The organism is Pantoea sp. EKM21T (assembly GCF_011800405.1).
GTDB classification, from domain to species: domain Bacteria; phylum Pseudomonadota; class Gammaproteobacteria; order Enterobacterales; family Enterobacteriaceae; genus Pantoea; species Pantoea agglomerans.
Genome location: NZ_JAALFV010000002.1, coordinates 289,423 through 307,488, shown reverse-complemented (window position 1 = coordinate 307,488; position 18,066 = coordinate 289,423). Strand labels below are relative to the sequence as shown.

20 protein-coding genes are annotated in these 18,066 nt (G+C 56.0%); 3 read left to right on the top strand and 17 right to left on the bottom strand.

Annotated elements, in window-relative coordinates; translation table 11 throughout:
- Positions 1-278: 278 nt before the first annotated feature.
- Positions 279-1,586: an MFS transporter gene (locus tag HFD87_RS04975; protein ID WP_088234226.1), complete on the top strand. Its 1,308-nt coding sequence runs from the start codon at positions 279-281 to the stop codon at positions 1,584-1,586.
- A gap of 10 nt (positions 1,587-1,596) precedes the next feature.
- On the top strand, positions 1,597-2,406 hold the full coding sequence (locus HFD87_RS04970; RefSeq protein ID WP_033757594.1) for a substrate-binding domain-containing protein: 810 nt from the start codon (positions 1,597-1,599) through the stop codon (positions 2,404-2,406).
- Here HFD87_RS04970 and HFD87_RS04965 read toward each other — a convergent pair.
- From HFD87_RS04965 to HFD87_RS04885, 17 genes are all read right to left on the bottom strand, one after another.
- Positions 2,381-3,280, bottom strand: a complete 900-nt coding sequence (locus HFD87_RS04965; RefSeq protein ID WP_010245041.1) for a LysR family transcriptional regulator — start codon at positions 3,278-3,280, stop codon at positions 2,381-2,383. The two genes, HFD87_RS04970 and HFD87_RS04965, sit on opposite strands and share 26 nt — an antisense overlap.
- Positions 3,281-3,394: 114 nt before the next feature.
- Entirely contained in the window at positions 3,395-3,835 is a 441-nt protein-coding gene (locus HFD87_RS04960) for a thiol-disulfide oxidoreductase DCC family protein (protein ID WP_167423017.1), read from the bottom strand.
- A complete protein-coding gene (locus HFD87_RS04955; protein ID WP_163851504.1) occupies positions 3,804-4,427 on the bottom strand; it encodes an ATP-binding protein in 624 nt (207 codons plus the stop codon). Before HFD87_RS04955 ends, HFD87_RS04960 begins: the two co-directional genes overlap by 32 nt.
- Positions 4,424-4,861: a PTS sugar transporter subunit IIA gene (locus HFD87_RS04950; protein WP_167423016.1), complete on the bottom strand. Its 438-nt coding sequence runs from the start codon at positions 4,859-4,861 to the stop codon at positions 4,424-4,426. Before HFD87_RS04950 ends, HFD87_RS04955 begins: the two co-directional genes overlap by 4 nt.
- A gap of 9 nt (positions 4,862-4,870) precedes the next feature.
- Positions 4,871-5,140: a hypothetical protein gene (locus HFD87_RS04945; RefSeq protein ID WP_010245053.1), complete on the bottom strand. Its 270-nt coding sequence runs from the start codon at positions 5,138-5,140 to the stop codon at positions 4,871-4,873.
- 95 nt (positions 5,141-5,235) lie between these two features.
- Positions 5,236-6,078: a class II fructose-bisphosphate aldolase gene (locus HFD87_RS04940; RefSeq protein WP_010245055.1), complete on the bottom strand. Its 843-nt coding sequence runs from the start codon at positions 6,076-6,078 to the stop codon at positions 5,236-5,238.
- Positions 6,065-7,432 (bottom strand): PTS sugar transporter subunit IIC, encoded by a 1,368-nt coding sequence (locus tag HFD87_RS04935; protein ID WP_008925155.1) that lies wholly within the window; start codon positions 7,430-7,432, stop codon positions 6,065-6,067. The genes HFD87_RS04940 and HFD87_RS04935 overlap by 14 nt, the downstream gene beginning before the upstream one ends.
- Positions 7,425-7,739 carry a PTS sugar transporter subunit IIB gene (locus HFD87_RS04930; RefSeq protein ID WP_010245062.1) on the bottom strand — a complete coding sequence of 105 codons (315 nt, stop codon included), beginning with the start codon at positions 7,737-7,739 and terminating at the stop codon, positions 7,425-7,427. Before HFD87_RS04930 ends, HFD87_RS04935 begins: the two co-directional genes overlap by 8 nt.
- 10 nt (positions 7,740-7,749) lie before the next feature.
- Entirely contained in the window at positions 7,750-8,730 is a 981-nt protein-coding gene (locus HFD87_RS04925; protein WP_064691303.1) for a 6-phosphofructokinase, read from the bottom strand.
- A gap of 458 nt (positions 8,731-9,188) precedes the next feature.
- Entirely contained in the window at positions 9,189-9,773 is a 585-nt protein-coding gene (locus HFD87_RS04920; protein ID WP_167423015.1) for a YceI family protein, read from the bottom strand.
- A 114-nt stretch (positions 9,774-9,887) separates the two neighbouring features.
- Entirely contained in the window at positions 9,888-12,170 is a 2,283-nt protein-coding gene (gene pqqF / locus HFD87_RS04915; protein ID WP_167423014.1) for a pyrroloquinoline quinone biosynthesis protein PqqF, read from the bottom strand.
- Positions 12,170-13,336 carry a pyrroloquinoline quinone biosynthesis protein PqqE gene (pqqE, locus tag HFD87_RS04910; protein ID WP_161939645.1) on the bottom strand — a complete coding sequence of 389 codons (1,167 nt, stop codon included), beginning with the start codon at positions 13,334-13,336 and terminating at the stop codon, positions 12,170-12,172. The genes pqqF and pqqE overlap by 1 nt, the downstream gene beginning before the upstream one ends.
- The gene (gene pqqD, locus HFD87_RS04905) at positions 13,299-13,577 is read right to left on the bottom strand and encodes a pyrroloquinoline quinone biosynthesis peptide chaperone PqqD (RefSeq protein WP_010245072.1); all 279 of its coding nucleotides are present in this window, start codon (positions 13,575-13,577) and stop codon (positions 13,299-13,301) included. Before pqqD ends, pqqE begins: the two co-directional genes overlap by 38 nt.
- Positions 13,578-13,580: 3 nt before the next feature.
- Positions 13,581-14,336 (bottom strand): pyrroloquinoline-quinone synthase PqqC, encoded by a 756-nt coding sequence (pqqC, locus tag HFD87_RS04900; protein WP_010245074.1) that lies wholly within the window; start codon positions 14,334-14,336, stop codon positions 13,581-13,583.
- Positions 14,337-14,339: 3 nt separating this feature from the next.
- A complete protein-coding gene (gene pqqB, locus HFD87_RS04895) occupies positions 14,340-15,257 on the bottom strand; it encodes a pyrroloquinoline quinone biosynthesis protein PqqB (RefSeq protein ID WP_061901461.1) in 918 nt (305 codons plus the stop codon).
- 54 nt (positions 15,258-15,311) lie between these two features.
- Positions 15,312-15,383: a pyrroloquinoline quinone precursor peptide PqqA gene (pqqA, locus tag HFD87_RS04890; protein ID WP_167423096.1), complete on the bottom strand. Its 72-nt coding sequence runs from the start codon at positions 15,381-15,383 to the stop codon at positions 15,312-15,314.
- A gap of 143 nt (positions 15,384-15,526) precedes the next feature.
- A complete protein-coding gene (locus tag HFD87_RS04885) occupies positions 15,527-16,543 on the bottom strand; it encodes a dipeptidase (RefSeq protein ID WP_033757585.1) in 1,017 nt (338 codons plus the stop codon).
- Positions 16,544-16,892: 349 nt separating this feature from the next.
- On the opposite strand from HFD87_RS04885, the gene HFD87_RS04880 reads away from it, so the two are divergent.
- On the top strand, positions 16,893-17,903 hold the full coding sequence (locus HFD87_RS04880) for a hypothetical protein (RefSeq protein ID WP_167423013.1): 1,011 nt from the start codon (positions 16,893-16,895) through the stop codon (positions 17,901-17,903).
- Positions 17,904-18,066: the final 163 nt, after the last annotated feature.

Sequence of the window (18,066 nt, the reverse complement as noted above, 5' to 3'; positions counted from 1 at the left end):
CGCTGATGGCCTCAGACAAGCCAGATTCCCCCTATTCGCCTGCAACACGCTTATGAAATCTGTCACATTTCCGCAAACTCCTCACAGGCTCACTAACAGGCACAAAAAAACCATCCCGCCATTTAACCTGTTGAATGCGAAACACTTTAAGTGATAACGCCTGGCAATCATGCGGCTGGCACATTAATCGATGCCCTTTTTGCACTTATTTAGCGCCGGGCGCTGATCCACTCTTCAGTGACAGGCGCGGCAAAAAGCGTCATACCTTACTGGAGCTACTGATGCAGACAACCTCACCCATGACTCACCGCGCCAGGATTGGCGCAATATTCCGTGTTACCTCAGGCAACTTTCTCGAACAGTTCGACTTCTTCCTGTTCGGTTTCTATGCCACCTATATCGCCCATACCTTTTTCCCGGCCAGCAGTGAGTTCGCCTCACTGATGATGACCTTTGCCGTGTTTGGCGCAGGGTTCCTGATGCGCCCGATTGGCGCGGTAGTGCTGGGGGCGTACATCGATAAGGTTGGCCGTCGTAAAGGGCTGATCGTCACGCTCTCCATCATGGCAGCAGGCACCTTTATGATCGTGCTGATCCCCTCTTACCAGAGTATTGGCCTGTGGGCGCCGCTGCTGGTGCTGATCGGTCGGCTGCTGCAGGGCTTCTCCGCCGGTGCAGAGCTGGGCGGCGTGTCGGTCTATCTCGCAGAGATTGCCACACCAGGCCGCAAGGGCTTCTACACCAGCTGGCAGTCAGGCAGTCAGCAGGTCGCGATTATGGTGGCGGCGGCGATGGGCTTTATCCTCAACGCGGTGCTGGAAGAGAGCGCCATTCGTGAATGGGGCTGGCGCATTCCGTTCCTGTTTGGCTGCCTGATTGTGCCGTTTATTTTCGTGCTGCGTCGCAAGCTGGAAGAGACCCAGGAGTTCAACAACCGTCGCAGCCATCCCGATGTGAAGCAGGTGTTCCGCATCCTGCTCGCCAACTGGCAGGTGGTGATTGCCGGGATGCTGATGGTAGCAATGACCACGACTGCGTTTTACCTGATTACGGTTTACGCGCCGACCTTTGGCAAGAAAGTGCTATTGCTCAGCGCCTCTGACAGCCTGCTGGTGACGTTGCTGGTGGCGGTGTCGAACTTTATCTGGCTGCCGATTGGCGGTGCGATCTCCGACCGCTTTGGCCGTAAGCCTGTGCTGGTCGCCATGACCCTGCTGGCAATAGTCACCACCTATCCGGCTCTGAGCATGCTGGCCGCCGCACCGGGCTTCTCGATGATGCTGGGCGTGCTGCTGTGGCTTTCAATGATCTATGGTCTCTACAACGGCGCGATGATCCCGGCGCTGACCGAAATCATGCCAGCGGAAGTGCGCGTGGCGGGCTTCTCGCTGGCCTATAGCCTGGCAACTGCGCTGTTTGGCGGATTTACGCCGGTGATGTCAACCGGCCTGATTGAGATGACCGGCGATAAAGCCTCGCCAGGCTACTGGATGAGTTTTGCAGCAGTCTGCGCCCTGGGGGCAACACTTTATCTCTATCGTCGTACACGCAGTGCCGTATCGCCTGCCCATGAAACCGTTAGCTGAGGAACGTAAAATGAAACTGAAAACGATGTCGCTTTACGCTGCTCTGCTGTTCAGCGTGGCGGGCAGCGCCACGGCGCAGGCAAAAGAGCTGACGGTGATGATCTCCGGCGGGTTTAAAGCAGCGTGGGATACGCTCTCGCCCCGCTTCGCCCAGCGTGAAGGGATCACTATCAACACCGTCGCCGGTCCGTCTATGGGCAAAACCCCGCAGGCGATTCCGGCCCGACTGGCGCGTGGTGAACCGGCCGATGTGGTGATTATGGTCGGCGATGCGCTAAGCGATCTGCAAAAGCAGGGCGAGACGCTGCCGGGTACACGGGTTGAGCTGGCAGACTCCCGCATCGGCGCGGTGATCAAACAGGGTGCCACGCCGGTTAAGATCGGCAGCGAAAGCGCGCTGCGTACTGCTCTGCTGAACGCCAGCTCCATCGCCTACTCTGACAGCGCCAGCGGTAAGTATGTCAGCAGCCAGCTGTTCAGCCGCCTGGGCATTGAAGATCAGGTTAAGGGGAAAGCGGTGAAGGTTGAGCGCATCCCGGTGGCCTCAGAGGTCGCGGCCGGTAAATACGCTATCGGCTTTCAGCAGGTCAGTGAGCTGCTGCCGGTGCCGGGCGTCACTTTTATTGGCGAACTACCGGACAAGCTGCAATACACCACCCGCTTCGCCGGTGCCGTGGTGCGCAAGTCAGCTCAGCCGGATGAGGCGGCTAAGCTGCTGCGCTGGCTCGCCTCCTCTGAGGCACAACAGGCGGTGCACGCCAGCGGACTGCACACCGTGAAAGCGTCAAAACCGGTCAGAGACGCTGATACTGTTCAATAATCAGGTTCTCCAGTTCGCCCGCAATGTGCGACAGCGTCCGGCCATTTTTACGTAGCAGACCCACGGTGCGTTTCACCTGCGGATCGGTCAATGGAACCGCCATCAGCAGGGCGTGATCGTAGCCAGGCATCGACATAGCGGGGACGGCAGCAATGCCCAGCCCCGCCTCAACCATCCCCAGCATGGTGGTGACGTGCCGGGTTTCACAGATACAGGGTTTCTCCGGCATGATCGCCTGCAGCGCCTGATCCAGCAGGTTGCGATTGCCGGAGGTTTTATCCAGCCCGACCCATTCATACTGATAAAACGCCTGCCAGCTCAGACTCTTTTTGCCAGCTATAGGATGGTCACGCCGACAGGCCGCCACGTAGGGATCATCCATCAGCGGCTGGAAATGCACATCCGGCTGCGAGCGGCTGGAAAAACTGATGCCAAAGTCGGCCTGACCGCCAATCACCGCGTCATAAACGTTAGCCGCACTGCTGTCGATCAGTTTGACTCGTACGCGGGGATAGCGCGCCTGAAACAGCCGGATAATGTTGGGCATAAAGTAGTAGGCGGCTGAGGGCACGCAGGCCACGGTAATCAGGCCAGTGCGGGCTAAGCTCACCTCACTGAGATCGGCCATGACCTCCTCAAAATCAGCCAGCAACTTATCCGAGCGCTGAGCAAACGCATGCCCCTTCAGGGTCAGCGTGACGCGGCGCGTGGTACGCTCAAACAGTTTGATCCCCAGCGAGGTTTCCAGCTTATCTATCCGGCGGCTCAGCGCCGACTGTGAGAGACAGATCGATTCTGCCGCCAGGCGAAAATTGCCAAACTCCACCAGCGCGCGAAACGCGTAGAGATCGTTTAGATCGAAATTAACCGGCATAAATCCCTCTTACCGCTTCCTGAAAGCATCACATTTATCTAACATTCGGTGGACATAACAATAACATCATTGTTCTCATTGATCTCATTGCCACCTGCGACTGGCTGTTAAAGATTAGTGAGCTGAATCAACCTCATGCAGAAATCGACCAGGATAATCGGGTTGGATAGCGTGCTGGGCGCTGTAACGCCCAAACAGCTTATAGCGGTTTAACGCGATGCGGTCGTAGGCAAAGTTACTGATCGCGTCGGGAAAGTGGCGCAGCACCGCCAGCCCGCGCCAGGGTGCCGGCAGGTGCTGCATCACGCGGAACACCGCCTGCGCCCGCAGCCAGTGCTGGTTATCGGCAATGTAGACAATGGTGCTGATGTTCTCTTCCGGCAGTCCGGCCCAGCGCAGCAGCGCTTTGCCCTGCTCGCTCTGCACCGAGGCAAAACGGACCTGCCGCGCCAGATGGTGACGCAGCAGGAACTGAACCCAGCCGTTGCACAGCTTACAGACACCGTCGTAGAGCACGGCGCTTTCACCGGTTTGCAGATAAGGGGGCGACGACATCCTGCAACTCCTCACTCCTCTGATGATGAACTGAAGTGTAGCGGGTTCTGGTCAGTTGCTGCTGCAGCCAGTGAATGACGGCAGCGTGATCCTGGGCGCAGGCATCAACCTCATACACCTGGCCCAGCGCCATCGGAGTGGCCTGTTGTGCCAGCTGGCGCAGTTCCGGCAGATACTCAGCCCCTGGATGGCCCGGCAGCCGCTGCGACAGCCGCGCCTGATAGCGCGCCACCGCCACCTCCGGCTCAATCTTCAGCCACAGCTCCAGCACCTCTTCGACGCCCGCCTGTTTCAGTCCCTGCTCCAGCAGCGTACGGGGCTGGAACCCAAACCAGGCGTCGATCAGCCAGATCTGACTGGCGGGAGCCTGCGCGACGATGTTCCAGATCGCCTGATAGGCCGCGCAGCCCAGTTGCCGGTTACGCTGGCGATCGACCGGCGCAAAAGCGTGCATAAACGGCTCTTTCAGGCTATCGAGCGTCAGCACCGGCCAGCCAAAGTGTTGTGACAGCACGCGCGTCAGGGTGCTTTTACCCGATGCCGGAATACCGTTAACCAGCACCACGCGTTTGGGGGGGATGTTTTGCGTCATAAGATATCGATGACCTCCGCGACACTGCTGGCCTGACGTAACCGGACCAGCGTTTCCTCATCTTCCAGCAGCGACACAATCGCGCGGATCCCCTCTTCTATATGCGCATTGCTGTCACGCGCGCCAAACATAATCACAATGTCCGCTTTATCACTGCCCTCAAACGAGATCGGCTCATTTAACAGAATCATACTGAAACAGTCGCGGATCACCCCCGCGTCCGGTCGCGCATGGGGAATGGCGATCCCCTCCTCAAACACGTAGTAAGCGCCATGGGCCAGCGTATTGGCGATGACCGCATCAGGATAAGAGGCATTGAGATAGCCGCCACTGACCAGGGGTTCGGCAGCCAGCGCGATAACCTGACGCCAGTCCGTGGCGTCGATACCAATCTGAATAGCGTTTGCCTCTTGCAATAACTGCTTAATCGTCATCAGCTCTCCTTAAATCGACTGGCGAACCACATTGCGTAATTCATCGATTTTGACAAACAGCGCATCAATTTCATTGCGATAGCGACGGCTTTTCGCAAATAAGCTTAATGCCCGGTTATATTCCAGCATTAATTGTTTTTGCGTTTCGCCATCACGCGGATTAATAGCCAGCTGCTGCTCCAGTTGCGTTATTTTCTCGCGACTTAATTCCGCCAGATGATCCTGCTGCTGCTCGCTGGGTTGTTCCACAGCCGGAGACTTTTTTAAGAATCCAAACATAGGCTCTCCTGCCCCGTAGCATGTCGGGGTGGCTCAGATTAATAGGTAATTATAAAAGGTTTGACGCAATAAGCCGGTGATAGCGAAACGGGCGATTACCGGAATAATTGCATCTTCTCTACCAGCACACTGGTTACCGCATCATTGGCCGGCACCAGGAAATTACGCACGCTGTCATTGACCTTGCCTTTTTCAAAGGTCGATTTGCACTGCGCCACCCACTGAACATTCATTTCGGTGCCGACATTGACCTTCTCAATACCGCTGCTGACCGCCAGCCGCATATCTTCATCGCTGACGCCGGTGCCGCCGTGCAGCACCAGTGGCGTGTGGGTTGCCGCCGTGATATCTGCCAGCCGCTGATGCTGAATATGCGCTTTGCCGGTGTAAAGCCCATGCACGGTGCCGATGGAGATCGCCAGCATATCGACGCCGGTCTCTTCGACAAAGCGGCGCGCATCTTCCACCGGCGTAAACGCAATCGCCTCCATCTCCACACATTTACCATCTTCCGAGCCGCCAATCGCACCCAGTTCGGCTTCTACCGAAACATTGTGCGGACGCGCCATATCAATCACCCGGCGGGTATTGGCAATATTCTCCTCAATTGACAGATGGGACCCGTCATACATCACGGAACTGAATCCGGCATCAATCGCTGTCTGAATTGCCGCTAAATCGGAACAGTGATCGAGATGCAGACAGGTCGGGACATTTTTGCTCTCTGACAGCGATTTAATGGCATCGACCAGTAATTTATGGCCGAGATATTTCGCCGTGCCGGTGGAGATCTGAATCATTAACGGACTATTGGTTTTCTCTGCCGCTTTAAAATAGGCGGGCAGCATCTCCAGGCAGTGAAGATTAAAAGAACCCACCGCTTTAAAGTCGCGCTGTTTAGCCAGCTGTAACAGATCGGCGAAGTTATAAAGTTTCATGGATTTTTTCCTCTTGAGGTTTTGTGGATTTGCCATTAACAAACCAGGCAAGCGCGGTAACAAAGGCAATAAACAGGGCGACGAACAGCCAGTTATTCTGGAAGGCGTGGCCGAGCACCAGGCCGGTACTGATGACATCTGAGTCACTGAAGGTCACACCGGTGAAGCCATAGCTCTCCAGCATCGGCACCAGGATGGCGGGCAGAATGGTGATAAAGAGGCCGTGGACGAAGCCGCCGATCATCGCGCCGCGCCGTCCGCCCATGGCATTACCAAATACCCCGGCGGTGCCACCGGCAAAGAAGTTGGTCAGCAGGCCAGGCAGGATCATCGCCAGACCAAACATCGGGAAGACGAGCATGCCGACAATTGAGCCGAGCGTGGTGGCGAGAAAGCCAACAATCACCGCGTTCGGGGCATAGGGAAACATAACCGGGCAGTCCAGCGCCGGTTTGGCATCCGGCACGACACGCATGGCGATACCGCGGAAGGCAGGCACCAGCTCGTTCAGCAATAGACGAACGCCGCTGTAGAGCACAAAGACTCCGGCCACGAACTGAATCGACTGCATAAAGGCGTACATCAGGTAGTTCATGCCGTTGCTGTACTGGGCGATAAACGCCGGACCGGCCGCCACGGCGGGGATCAGGTACATCGGCACCATCACCAGCGCCATCGACAGATAGGTATCCTGCAGAAACTTGAAGTTATCGGGCAGCTTAAGATCTTCAGTGGATCGCGATCCTTTGCCGACCACTTTGGCGACCGCCGCAGTGACCAGATAACCAATGGTGCAGAAGTGACCCAGGGCAACGTCGTCCGAATCGGTAATACGCCGTACCACCGGCTGCGCCAGCGCAGGCATCACCACGGCCATGATCCCGCCAAAGATACCGCCGGTCAGGATCAGCGGCAGACCGGTCAGCCCCGCTTTATAGCCAATCACCGCGCCAATCGTCGCCATCCACAGCAGGGCCTGGCCGGTGAGGAAGATGTACTTAAAGGGCGTCAGTCGCGCGATGATGATATTGACGATAAAGATCACCAGCAGCGTCAGTGCCACTTCAGACCCCAGCTCACGGTTAGCCAGCCCGGCAATGGCGGCAACATCGGTGATATAGCCGCGCATGCCAAAGCCGTGGGTAAAAATGGTATTGAGGAACGTCAGGGTTCCCACAATAATATTGATACCCGCCATCATAATTAAAAAACCGAGCAGGGTTTTAAAGGTGCCTTCCACCACCTTGCCTGCAGATTTCTTTTGCAGCAGCAGACCAATCAGGGCAATAAAGGCGATCAGAATAGACGCCTGCCCCAGCAGATCTTTTACCAGGAAGTCGATCACACTATTCATGGGCGGCGACCTTTACGTTGCGTTCTTTTAAAAAGGCCAGGATCTTCTGCTCTATTTCCGCTTTATCGGTGAGCCGGTTAAGAATAATGACCCGCTTAATCTGTTCCGGACTGGCATCGGCATTTAACACATCGGCAAAGGCTTTTTGCGTCAGAATCATGTCCGACTTAAAGGCATTCGCTTCTGAAATGGTGGTGTGATCGATATCGGCCTCAATCTCCAGTTTTTTTAAAACCGCTTTTGCGCTCATCTCAATCGCAAAACTGGATCCTAAGCCACAACCACAGACACATAATATTTTCAGCATGGTTTTCTCCTCACAATATATTGAGTTGTTTAGCGAGTTTGTAATGGTGCCCGTCAATATCGACCAGGCGTTTTTGCATGCTTATTAAATCAATCGGAATCGGTTTATTGCTGCCGTTAATAATGACCGCTTTATTCCGCATGCCTGACTGAATACAACGCACCACTTCACTGGCCATAATGGTGCCCTGATAAATCTCTTCGCAGGTGGGATCACCATTCCGCAGCCCGTAACCGAGGATAGTTTTACGGACGCGTACGCCAATAAGCGGCTCAAGCTGTTTGATTAAGGTGTCGATAGCCCCCTGAAAACCGGGCGAATATTCGCGGGTGTAGCCTTCTGAACAGAGAATGATCACGCTGTTCTGTTCTGCCAGTCGCTGGGTGATGCGCTGCGCCAGCTGTGGCAAAGGAATCTGGCACTCCGGGATCAGCGCAATGTCCGCATTGGATTTAATCGCCGACTGCAGGGTTAATTCGCCGCAGTAGCCGCCGAGTAACTCCAGCATAAATACCCGGCCAGGTAAGGCGCGCCCGGTATTCCGCAGTTTCGCGACCTCTTTTAATACCTGCTCGCAGGCGGTGGAAAAACCCAGGGTGTAATCACTGCCGAAGACATCATTATCGATAGTCATGCCGACGCCGAAACAATTAACGCCAGACTCCGACAGGGTATGGAGAAATTGCAGCGACCCGTCACCGCCCGCCATAATTAACACTTCAATACGGGCGTTTTTCAGCTGGCGGGCAATACATTCATATTCGCTGCGCACCAGTTTCTTTTGCGTGCGTCCCGATTGCATAACCGGAATTGAGGCAATTGAAAAGTCGAGCAGATCACGCTGGCTGATATCACGATGGTTATTTGCCAGCAGGCCGGGAATGCCACCATCAAATATCACGATCTCCGCCTGCGTCAGACGCCCTAACTGGAAGACAAAATTATTAATGCCGGTTACATCACCGCCACTGATCACCATTCCAATTCGCATTTCCCTCACCTCGCTGTCTTAATCTGCTGAGGGCCATTCTTCCGGTTCGTGGGGTTGCTATTTGCAGAGGAGATCACAGTTACGAGCGGTATTTTTTGGGCGGAGTTATTGACAGGGGTGTCTGAACGGCGGTTTTTGAGATCAAAATCACACTATTCGCGGGAAGGCCGATTAGAGTGAAACGATATAAATCAATGAGTTATTTCAGAAGACATCTGAATTTTATTTCGCCACACAGCGGCACAGAGGGGCTTATTCCATGCTGTTGCAAATTTGTGACTTTCGCCTCATTTTTCCCGGTTCCGGGCCAGATAAAGCGTTCAGAAAATAGTTGATGAGGAGATATCCGGATTATTTTATGGCAGATAAACAGGCGGGCAGAATAGATTTCCGAGGGGAAGAAGGCGCAGAAAAAACGAATAAGGGGCGTAGCAGCAAGCCGCTACGTCCCAAAAAGCTTACTTGGCGTAGGCTTCAGTAGACAGAGTCAGAGTGACCTCGTCGCTTACCGCTGGGACATATTTGTCCAGCTTGAAGTCAGAACGCTTGATGATGCCGGTGGCATCAAAACCAATCGCCTGCTTTTTCACCATCGGATGCTCGCCCTGCTTGTTCAGCGTCGCGTGCAGCGTAACTGGCTTGGTGATGCCTTTCAGGGTCAGGTTGCCTTCAACATCAAATTTGTTGTCGCCCTTCGCCACCACTTTGGTGCTGTGGAAGGTCGCAGTCGGATATTTAGCGGTGTCGAAGTACTCAGCGCCTTTGAATTCTTTGGTCAGCGCAGCCACGTGGCTGTCTATTTTGCTGACTGGCAGGGTCACGTCAACGCGTGATGCCTCTGGATGATCTTTATCAAACACCAGGTTACCGGTTGCATCAGGGATATCAGCGGTAGGGTTTGAGAAGCCGAAGTGGTTCCAGGCAACAATCACCGACGTATGCTCAGGATTCAGCTGGTAGTGCATCGCCTCAGCCTGAGACAACGGGGCGTAGAGGGTGGCAGCGGCTAACAGGGGCAGTGCAATACGTTTGAAGTTTTTCACGGTCAATTCCTTATGCGGACAAAGTGAATTGAGTGTGGCCCAGTTCGCCCGGAATAGACAGTGAAGAGATTTGTCGGTAATTTTCAAATAAATTCAGCAACTTTATACCGGGCGCTACACATTTTCACCGCCGGTGAACAGCACCCGCCAGCGGCGGCGATCCTGAATCAGCGTGCGGTGAAGCTGTTGCAGATCCGCAAGTGTCAGCGCCTCAATCTGCGCCGCATCCGGTTCTGCCAGGCCATTTTCTGCGCGTAAGCACGCCAGTGGCTGATCCACTTCCCGGCTCAGAAGACGCGCTTTCAGTGCCGCCAGATCGTAACCCGCCAGCGTCTCGTTCAGTGACCGCAGGAAGTTGCGGCAGTAGCGCAGCAGTGACAGCGCGCTGTAATCGGGCGACTGCAGCGCAAACAGCACCCCATCTTCATCGGCACAGCGCATATAGCGGCTGCTGACCACATAACCGATAGGCTGCTCAACGCGATAGCGCTGGAAAAAGCGCGGCTCGTAGATCAGCGCCAGCGCGCGTAGCGCCGCCAGCTGTTCAGGACGATGCAGCGGGATAAACAGCAGCAGAGCATTGTCCGCGCTGCTGTGTGGCAGGCGCGTCATACCGGTTTGCGTCGTCATGCGCTTTGGCGGCGTGTCAGGGTTAACCGGCAGCGACAGTGCGCTCAGCCGCCGGGCAATCAGTGAATGCAGTGCCGCGTTGCCGCCTTTCAGCGCCGCCCGCCAGCAATGTGGCGTAATAGTGGCGGCCAGCTGATAAGGCAACTGCCGCAGCAGTGCACGAATCGCGATGCTTTCCCCCGAAGAAGGCTGCGCCGCCTCAACCGGCAGCGTCAGTGCGGCGACAATCTGGCTCAGCGCCCGGTCAGCCACCGCCTCATCCGGCGTCAGTTGTAGCGTCAGTTGCCACACGCCCTCCACCTCCTGCCAGCTGCCGTTGCCGCCCTGATGACGCAACGCGGCAAACAGCGGACGTAACCGCCGCCCCAGCGCTTCGCCTGCCGCTTCGGTGAACGTTGACCAGAACTCTGGTCGCAGGATCAGCGTCGCCTGCAGGTCATCAGGCTGATGATGCGGCAATGCCACCGCCTGTGCGGGCAGCGGCTCAGACGTTAAGGCAGTCTCGAACGGGTAGAATGTGAAATGCGCCGGAGGTAGCGCCTCAGACGGGGCTGGCTGCCAGGCGGTCAGCGCAAGGCTGAATCCCTGCGTCTGAAGGGTTTCCTCAGCCGGGTGCGACGTGCAGAACAGCAGCGTGCCCGGCGCGTCGGTGAGACGCGCCAGCAGCGGCTGTAACGCAGGCACGGCTTCATCTGGCGCAAAGCCGATTGCGCGCTGGCGTAACTGCTCCATCGGTGACAGTGTCACAAATCGCTGCTGCGCCAGCTGGTGGTAGTGTTGATGTTGTGGCTCATTCGTCTGGCGCAGTGCATCCAGATAACTGTCGATCAAGACATTAACGGTTTCGGGTTGATGCGTTTCAACGCCCAGCGCCAGCCAGAGCGCGCCTCCCGCCTGATAGATCCACTTCAGCTCCAGCGACTCCGCCAGCCCCTGCTCACGCAGGGTAGCCAGCAGCGATCCGGGTGCTTCATCCAGTAGAAATTCACGCCATAACGTGACACTGTCACTGTCACTGTTATCCAGTATCCAGCTGCGCCATAGCGCCCCAGGTGCGGTCTCTGCCAGCTGCCAGCAGGTATCGCTGGTCAGCTGCGGCGGTGGCAGATCCTGTCGCCACTGACCGGTGGGCAGCGCGGCAGCAACGTTACGCGCCAGCTGTTCCAGCTCATCCAGTGAGTGCGGCCCCTGCAGCCAGAGCCGCATATTGCTGGCGAAGTAGTAGCGCTGGTGGAACTGGCGCAGGGCCCGCTGCAGTGCAGAGAGCTCATCGCCAAAACTCGCCCGGCTGCCAATATGGAACCGGTGGAATTCCGCAGGTGACGCTGCGGCGTGCAGCAGTGCCGCTTCAATGCGTGACGGCTGATGACGCTGCAATAGCTGATATTCCGCATCAATCACCGCCACTTCCTGACCGATTGCCTGATTATCAAGCAGCGGATGGCAGACCATATCCTGCAGCCGCGCCAGCCCCTCAGCCAGCAGCGACGGCGTAACCTCAAAAAAGAACGCGCTGCGCCGGGCCAGCGTGGTGGCGTTATCCCTGCCACCCTGCGTCTGAATCCAGCTCATCAACCGGCCCTCATCAGGCCAGCCGGTGCTGCCGGTGAACAGCAGATGTTCCAGCAGATGCGCCAGTCCGGGCCAGCGATCGGGTTCGTCGTGACTCCCCGCGCCCACCTGAATCAGGGCGGCGGCCTGGCTGGCATCGGGCTGATGCACCAGTTCAACCGTCAGACCGTTTATCTCCAGGCAACGCGTTTTCATCAGAGGTTCCGTGTTTTATAGATCAGTTGTGAGTTGCTGCGGTTACGGAACTGCAGCTGACCAATTTTAATGTCGCTGCAATCCGCCTCACGCCGGGCGTCAAGGATTTTGCCGTGATGCGGTGATTTGCTGCAGACCGGATCGGTGTTGTCGGCATTGCCGGTCAGCATGTAAGCCTGACAGCGACAGCCGCCAAAATCTTTCTCTTTCTCATCACAGGAGCGGCATGGCTCTGGCATCCAGTCAAAACCGCGATAACGGTTGAAGCCGAATGAGTTATACCAGATATCGTCCAGACTTTGCGTCAGCACTGAGGGAAATTCTATCGGGAGCTGACGCGCACTGTGGCACGGCAGCGCGGTGCCCTCTGGCGTAACGCTGAGGAAGATGGCGCCCCAGCCACCCATGCAGGGCTTAGGGCGCTCTTCGTAGTAGTCTGGCGTCACAAACAGCAGGTTGGTCAGATTGCCGGTGGTGCTCATCCGCTCGCGGTAGGTTTTCACCACCGCCTCTGCGCGGGCGATCTGCTCGCGGGTGGGCAGCAGGCCTTCACGGTTAAGCTGCGCCCAGCCGTAGAACTGACAGGTCGCCAGTTCTACGTCATCCGCTTCCAGCTCAATGCAGAGATCGATGATCCTGTCGATCTGGTCGATGTTATGACGATGCAGAACAAAGTTCAGCACCATCGGATAGCCGTGGGCTTTCACCGCTTTCGCCATCTCCAGCTTCTGCTGAAACGCTTTTTTCGAACCGGCCAGCGCCGCATTCAGGGTTTCGTCACTCGCCTGGAAGCTGATCTGGATATGATCCAGACCCGCCTCGCTGAACGCATCCAGCTTCTTCTCCGTCAGGCCGATGCCCGAGGTGATCAGGTTGGTGTAGAAGCCGAGGTCGCGCGCCGCTTTGATGAGCTCCGGCAGATCTTTACGGACCAGCGGCTCGCCGCCCGAGAATCCGAGCTGCACGCTGCCCATCGCCCGCGCCTGACGAAACACCTCAATCCACTGCTCGGTGGTCAGCTCCTTCTCCTGCTGGGCGAAATCCAGCGGGTTGGAGCAGTAGGGACACTGCAGCGGACAGCGATAGGTCAGCTCGGCCAGCAGCCAGAGCGGCGGATTCACGTCAGGTTTATGCGGGGTCACGGAACTGTATCCACTTCTGTTCATAGGCTGATTGCAGGAACTCTAAAACGTCTGCACCCACGCCGCCCGCTTCCGGAAAACGGCTATCCAGCGTTGCGATAATCGCGGCGATATCCTGCTTGCCATCCACCAGTTCAAGGATGGCGGCGGCGGTTTCGTTCAGCTTCGCCATGCCTTCGGGATAGAGCACCACATGAGTATCCTGGGCGGCTTCCCACTGCATACGGTAGCCGCGACGAAACGCGGCAATCGAGTTTTCATTCATCTGTTATACCAGTCGGGTGGTGTGCCACGCCGCTTTATCAGTCACGGTGTGATAAGGCGGACGTTTCAGCTCGTATGCCATGGTCATGGCGTCCAGCATGCTCCATAAAATATCGAGCTTAAACTGCAAAATTTCCAGCATGCGGTTCTGCGTCTCAGCGGTGGTGAAATATTCCAGCGCCAGCGCCAGGCCATGTTCCACATCGCGGTTCGCCTGACCCAGACGACTGCGGAAGTAGAAATAGCCCTCTTCTTTGATCCACGGATAGTGCTGCGGCCAGCTGTCGAGCCGTGACTGGTGGATCTGCGGGGCGAACAGCTCGGTGAGTGAGCTGCAGGCCGCCTCCTGCCAGTTGGCGCGGCGGGCAAAGTTAATATACGCATCCACCGCAAACCGCACGCCTGGTAGCACATGCTGCTCTGAAAGTAGTTCTTCGCGCGTCAGCCCGACCGCCTCGCCCAGCCGCAGCCAGGCCTCAATGCCGCCCTCTTCGCCGTTGCTGCCGTCGTGGTCGAGGATGCGCTGCACCCATTTACGACGGGTAGCCGGATCGGGGCAGTTGGCCATGATCGCCGCATCTTTCAGCGGAATGGTGGTCTGGTAATAGAAGCGATTCGCCACCCAGCCCTGAATCTGCTCGCGCGTGGCCTGACCGTTATGCATCGCGATGTGATACGGGTGATGGATATGGTAGTAAGCGCCTTTGTCGCGCAGGGCCTGTTCAAAAGCCTGCGGCGACAGCGTGTCAGTGATCTGCATGTTTTAGCCCTGAAGGTGGATCGCCATTCCGTCCCAGCTCACCTCTATTCCCTGCTCCGTCAGAAACTGACGCTGCGGTGACTGCTCGTTAAGGATCGGATTGGTGTTGTTAATGTGGATCAGAATTTTGCGTTTTGCCGGCAGCGACGCCAGCAGTGCCATCAGCCCCTGCTCTTCCGCCAGCGCCAGATGGCCCATCGCCTTGCCGGTGTTATGACCCACGCCGGTGGTCAGCAGCTCATCATCCTGCCAGACGGTGCCATCAATCAGCAGGCAATCCGCTTTTTGCAGCCACGGCAGGATCACCGCATCCGGCTCGCCCAGGCCTGGCGCGTAGAGCAGCGTCTGGCCATTCGCGCGGTTTTCAATAAACAGCGCCACGTTATGGCCCGGCAGCGGCCGGTCGCGATACGGCGAGTAAGGCGGTGCATTACTGATAATCGGAATTGCGGTGAACTGAAGATCATCACAGACATCGACGCTGAACGGCGTCAGTGGCGCAATGGGACGGTGCTGTAAGCCTCCATTCCAGTGGGTGAGCATAGGAAATATCGGGAAGCCGGTGCTGAGGTCACCATGCACTTCCGGCGTGCACCACACCTGATGCGGACAGCCCTCACGCAGGCTCAGCAGCCCGGTGGTGTGATCGATCTGGCTGTCGGTAAGGATAATCGCGCCGATCGCCGTGCCGCGTAACACCCCTTTGCGGGTCAGTTCTGGCGTATGCAGGATCTGCTGGCTGATGTCGGGTGAAGCGTTGCATAACACCCAATCTTCGCCGTTATCGCTGAGGATAATCGACGATTGCGTGCGTGCCTGGGCCTGAATCGTGCCGTTACGCACGCCGTGGCAGTTGGCGCAGTTACAGTTCCACTGCGGAAACCCGCCGCCCGCGGCTGAACCGAGGATTTTGATAAACATAGAGGAAAACCAGAAGTTGAAAAAAAATGCCCGCTCAGAGGGCGGGCAGAACGATTAACGGTTGGAGATGTAGAGAGTCACTTCCAGACCGAGACGCATATCAACGAAATTTGGTTTTTTCCACATGAGTTACTTCCTCTTGGTTAACAGTAAATGAGCTGCCTGAAATCAGTGTGACCGGCATTGAATGAGACCGCCGTCACAATTTCCAGGCAGATGTTGCGCCAATGGCGCGTCGGGATCAAGCCCGGAACATCAGGAAATTGTTATCACAGCCCGGTCAGATGTAAAACCCGCTGCCAGTTTCCCCATGCCAGTTTCTCTGTCAGTGTCTGATCATAGCCCGCTTCCTGAAAAGCGGCGAGCAATCGCGGCAATCCGCTGACATCGCCCAGCGCAGCCGGTGGGGTAATCCCGTCGAAATCAGAGCCAAAGGCTACATGGTCGCTGCCCATTATCTTCAACAAGTGATCACAATGCTTAACAATTTCTGTTAATGGCGTGTCAGCGTCGCGTTTACCGTCGGCGCGCAGAAAAGCGTTGCCGAAATTAATGCCGACCAGACCGCCGCTGTCGCGGATTGCCACCAGCTGGTCATCCGTCAGATTACGCGGCTGCGGACAGAGAGCATGCGCGTTGGAGTGGCTGGCGACCAGCGGCGCGCTGGAGAGCCGGGCGGTGTCCCAAAAGGCTTTTGCATTCATATGCGACACGTCAATCATCATCTTCAGGTCACTCGCCTGCTGAATCAGCCTCTCTCCGGCGCGGGTCAGGCCTGGCCCGGTGTCGGGCGAGCCAGGAAAGGTGCCGCTGACGCCTTCACCAAAGCGGCTGGCCAGATTCCAGAATGGCCCGATGCTGCGCACCCCCGCCTGCCAGAAGGCGTGCAGTTGCTCGCCCTCCTCATCCAGCGCATCAGCACCTTCGATGTGTGCCACCATCGCCAGTACGCCTGCGGCGCGGCAGGCGGCAATTTCGTCATGACTGCGGCAGAGTCGCGCCCGCCCGCCTGACGCATCAGCCAGCTGCTGCAGGATCTCAAGCTGTTGCCACATGATCTGAAGCGGTTGAAACGGCTCGTCGGCACGTGCCGGAACGGTGCGGGCAATGTACTCCTGCGGAGGCACAAAGATCGCAAACAGCCCGCCGCCGAGCCCGCCCTGCTGAATGCGCGGAAAATCGAGGTGGCCCTGTTCAATCCCCTGATAAAACGCCTGCGCGGGCGCATCACGATGATGCAGCCAGAGATTAAGCAATAGATCGTTGTGACCGTCAAAAATCAGCATATAAGTCCACCCAAATAAACAGGCGACCATGCTAACCCTGCCCGGCGGATTCACCAAACCAGAGCGCACGCAGGGTGTTGTCCTGAATATTGCATGGTACGGTGCAGAGGATTTTTATCATGGGCCAGGCAGAATCAAAGAAGCAGGCGCGATTTGGAAGGCAGGTGTGCATCACTAAGGGTGACAGCCCGGATCCTGATCCTTAATGGGCAGATATCGGCTTTAAACTGTACCACAACACTTTAGAATTGTTTTTGCGTAACGCAGTAAATTTATTTATCTTTATTTCAGTTTTTCAGGAATATGAAGTGCTGTTCCTTTAACACCAATACTGATGGAGAATGGAAGCATGGCGCGTAACATAGCCCCCGGATATTGTGTTGTGGAAAGACCTGGCACGCTGGAGTATCAGGCACGGGAACTCTTCAGGGATATTCGCTCCCCGGCTGCCAGTCTGTTTATGAAACTTAATGCGGATACGCAGTATCTGAAACCGGGCCAAATTTTAATTGTTGCTGATCCGTACACGCCTGATCACCTGACAATGCAGATGCTGACGACACTCAGACAGGCTAAAAATAAAACCAACGCAGCGCTTATAGGCTTGGGTAGCGACGATGCCGGATTTATGCAGAAACATTACGGAATGATTGCTGCGCTGACTGGTGCCGGAGACAAGGTTTTCGGCACTGTGGGCGATGTCGGCGAAAAGTATTTTAAAGCTATTGAGCAGACACTGAAAAAAATTGAAGCCAGCTATCAGAATCAATTTCGTACTCAGGGGACATTAATCAGCCAGCAGTTCTTTGTGGAACGTAATCAGTTGCTTAATCAGCTAAAGGAACTCGTCAATAAACCCCTGTTAAAATCTCTCGCCCGGTATATCGTGAAATTCCAACAGTATGACAATATGAAGCGAGCATTAAACCTCTCCAGTCGTTCGATTGTGCATGAGTGGTCTACCGTTGGGTTAGGTGGCATTCCAGGATATTCGTATTATGTCGGCAATGCAGCAAGGGCAGCGCGCTTCCTTAAGACCGGAGGATATATAGGTATCGGGTTTGCTTTCGTCGGGACAAGTAACGATGTGGTGAATGCCTGCTCAGAAGGGCGCGAAAATGAATGCAGGAAAATAGCTGTAAGAGATTACACAAGGTTTGCTGTCGGCACCGGTGGTGCAATGTATGCTGGTGCATGGGGGGGTTCTGCTGCGTTAGCGGGTTGCGCGGCCATTGGGATAGTGACCGCAGGGGCCGGAGGTGTTGCTTGCGCGGCTGTGGGTTCCGTGGTCGGCGGTTATATCGGTAGTACAGCCGGCGAAAAAGCAGTTGATTATTTACTGGGGTCAACAGGTGACTGATTTTTATATATCAAGAATGGGGTTGTTCTTTGGCCTGGCAGGCAGCTTTTTTATTTTCATATCTTTCTTCCTTTATTTTTTTAACAAAAAAGAATATGACAAACTCATTTCATTGTTTCTGGAAAAATATCAGTTCCCTCCCCCCTATTCGTTCTATCACATG

Excerpts from the sequence above, each read along its gene's own strand:
- pqqE (WP_161939645.1), bottom strand. The coding sequence starts at position 13,336 with ATGAACAGAAGTGGATACAGTTCCGTGACCCCGCATAAACCTGACGTG.
- HFD87_RS04885 (WP_033757585.1), bottom strand. The coding sequence starts at position 16,543 with ATGCTGATTTTTGACGGTCACAACGATCTATTGCTTAATCTCTGGCTG.
- pqqC (WP_010245074.1), bottom strand. The coding sequence starts at position 14,336 with ATGCAGATCACTGACACGCTGTCGCCGCAGGCTTTTGAACAGGCCCTG.
- HFD87_RS04965 (WP_010245041.1), bottom strand. The coding sequence starts at position 3,280 with ATGCCGGTTAATTTCGATCTAAACGATCTCTACGCGTTTCGCGCGCTG.
- pqqB (WP_061901461.1), bottom strand. The coding sequence starts at position 15,257 with ATGTTTATCAAAATCCTCGGTTCAGCCGCGGGCGGCGGGTTTCCGCAG.
- pqqF (WP_167423014.1), bottom strand. The coding sequence starts at position 12,170 with ATGAAAACGCGTTGCCTGGAGATAAACGGTCTGACGGTTGAACTGGTG.
- HFD87_RS04970 (WP_033757594.1), top strand. The coding sequence starts at position 1,597 with ATGAAACTGAAAACGATGTCGCTTTACGCTGCTCTGCTGTTCAGCGTG.
- HFD87_RS04925 (WP_064691303.1), bottom strand. The coding sequence starts at position 8,730 with ATGCGAATTGGAATGGTGATCAGTGGCGGTGATGTAACCGGCATTAAT.
- HFD87_RS04950 (WP_167423016.1), bottom strand. The coding sequence starts at position 4,861 with ATGACGATTAAGCAGTTATTGCAAGAGGCAAACGCTATTCAGATTGGT.
- HFD87_RS04935 (WP_008925155.1), bottom strand. The coding sequence starts at position 7,432 with ATGAATAGTGTGATCGACTTCCTGGTAAAAGATCTGCTGGGGCAGGCG.
- HFD87_RS04945 (WP_010245053.1), bottom strand. The coding sequence starts at position 5,140 with ATGTTTGGATTCTTAAAAAAGTCTCCGGCTGTGGAACAACCCAGCGAG.
- pqqD (WP_010245072.1), bottom strand. The coding sequence starts at position 13,577 with ATGAATGAAAACTCGATTGCCGCGTTTCGTCGCGGCTACCGTATGCAG.
- HFD87_RS04940 (WP_010245055.1), bottom strand. The coding sequence starts at position 6,078 with ATGAAACTTTATAACTTCGCCGATCTGTTACAGCTGGCTAAACAGCGC.
- HFD87_RS04930 (WP_010245062.1), bottom strand. The coding sequence starts at position 7,739 with ATGCTGAAAATATTATGTGTCTGTGGTTGTGGCTTAGGATCCAGTTTT.
- HFD87_RS04880 (WP_167423013.1), top strand. The coding sequence starts at position 16,893 with ATGGCGCGTAACATAGCCCCCGGATATTGTGTTGTGGAAAGACCTGGC.
- HFD87_RS04955 (WP_163851504.1), bottom strand. The coding sequence starts at position 4,427 with ATGACGCAAAACATCCCCCCCAAACGCGTGGTGCTGGTTAACGGTATT.
- HFD87_RS04960 (WP_167423017.1), bottom strand. The coding sequence starts at position 3,835 with ATGTCGTCGCCCCCTTATCTGCAAACCGGTGAAAGCGCCGTGCTCTAC.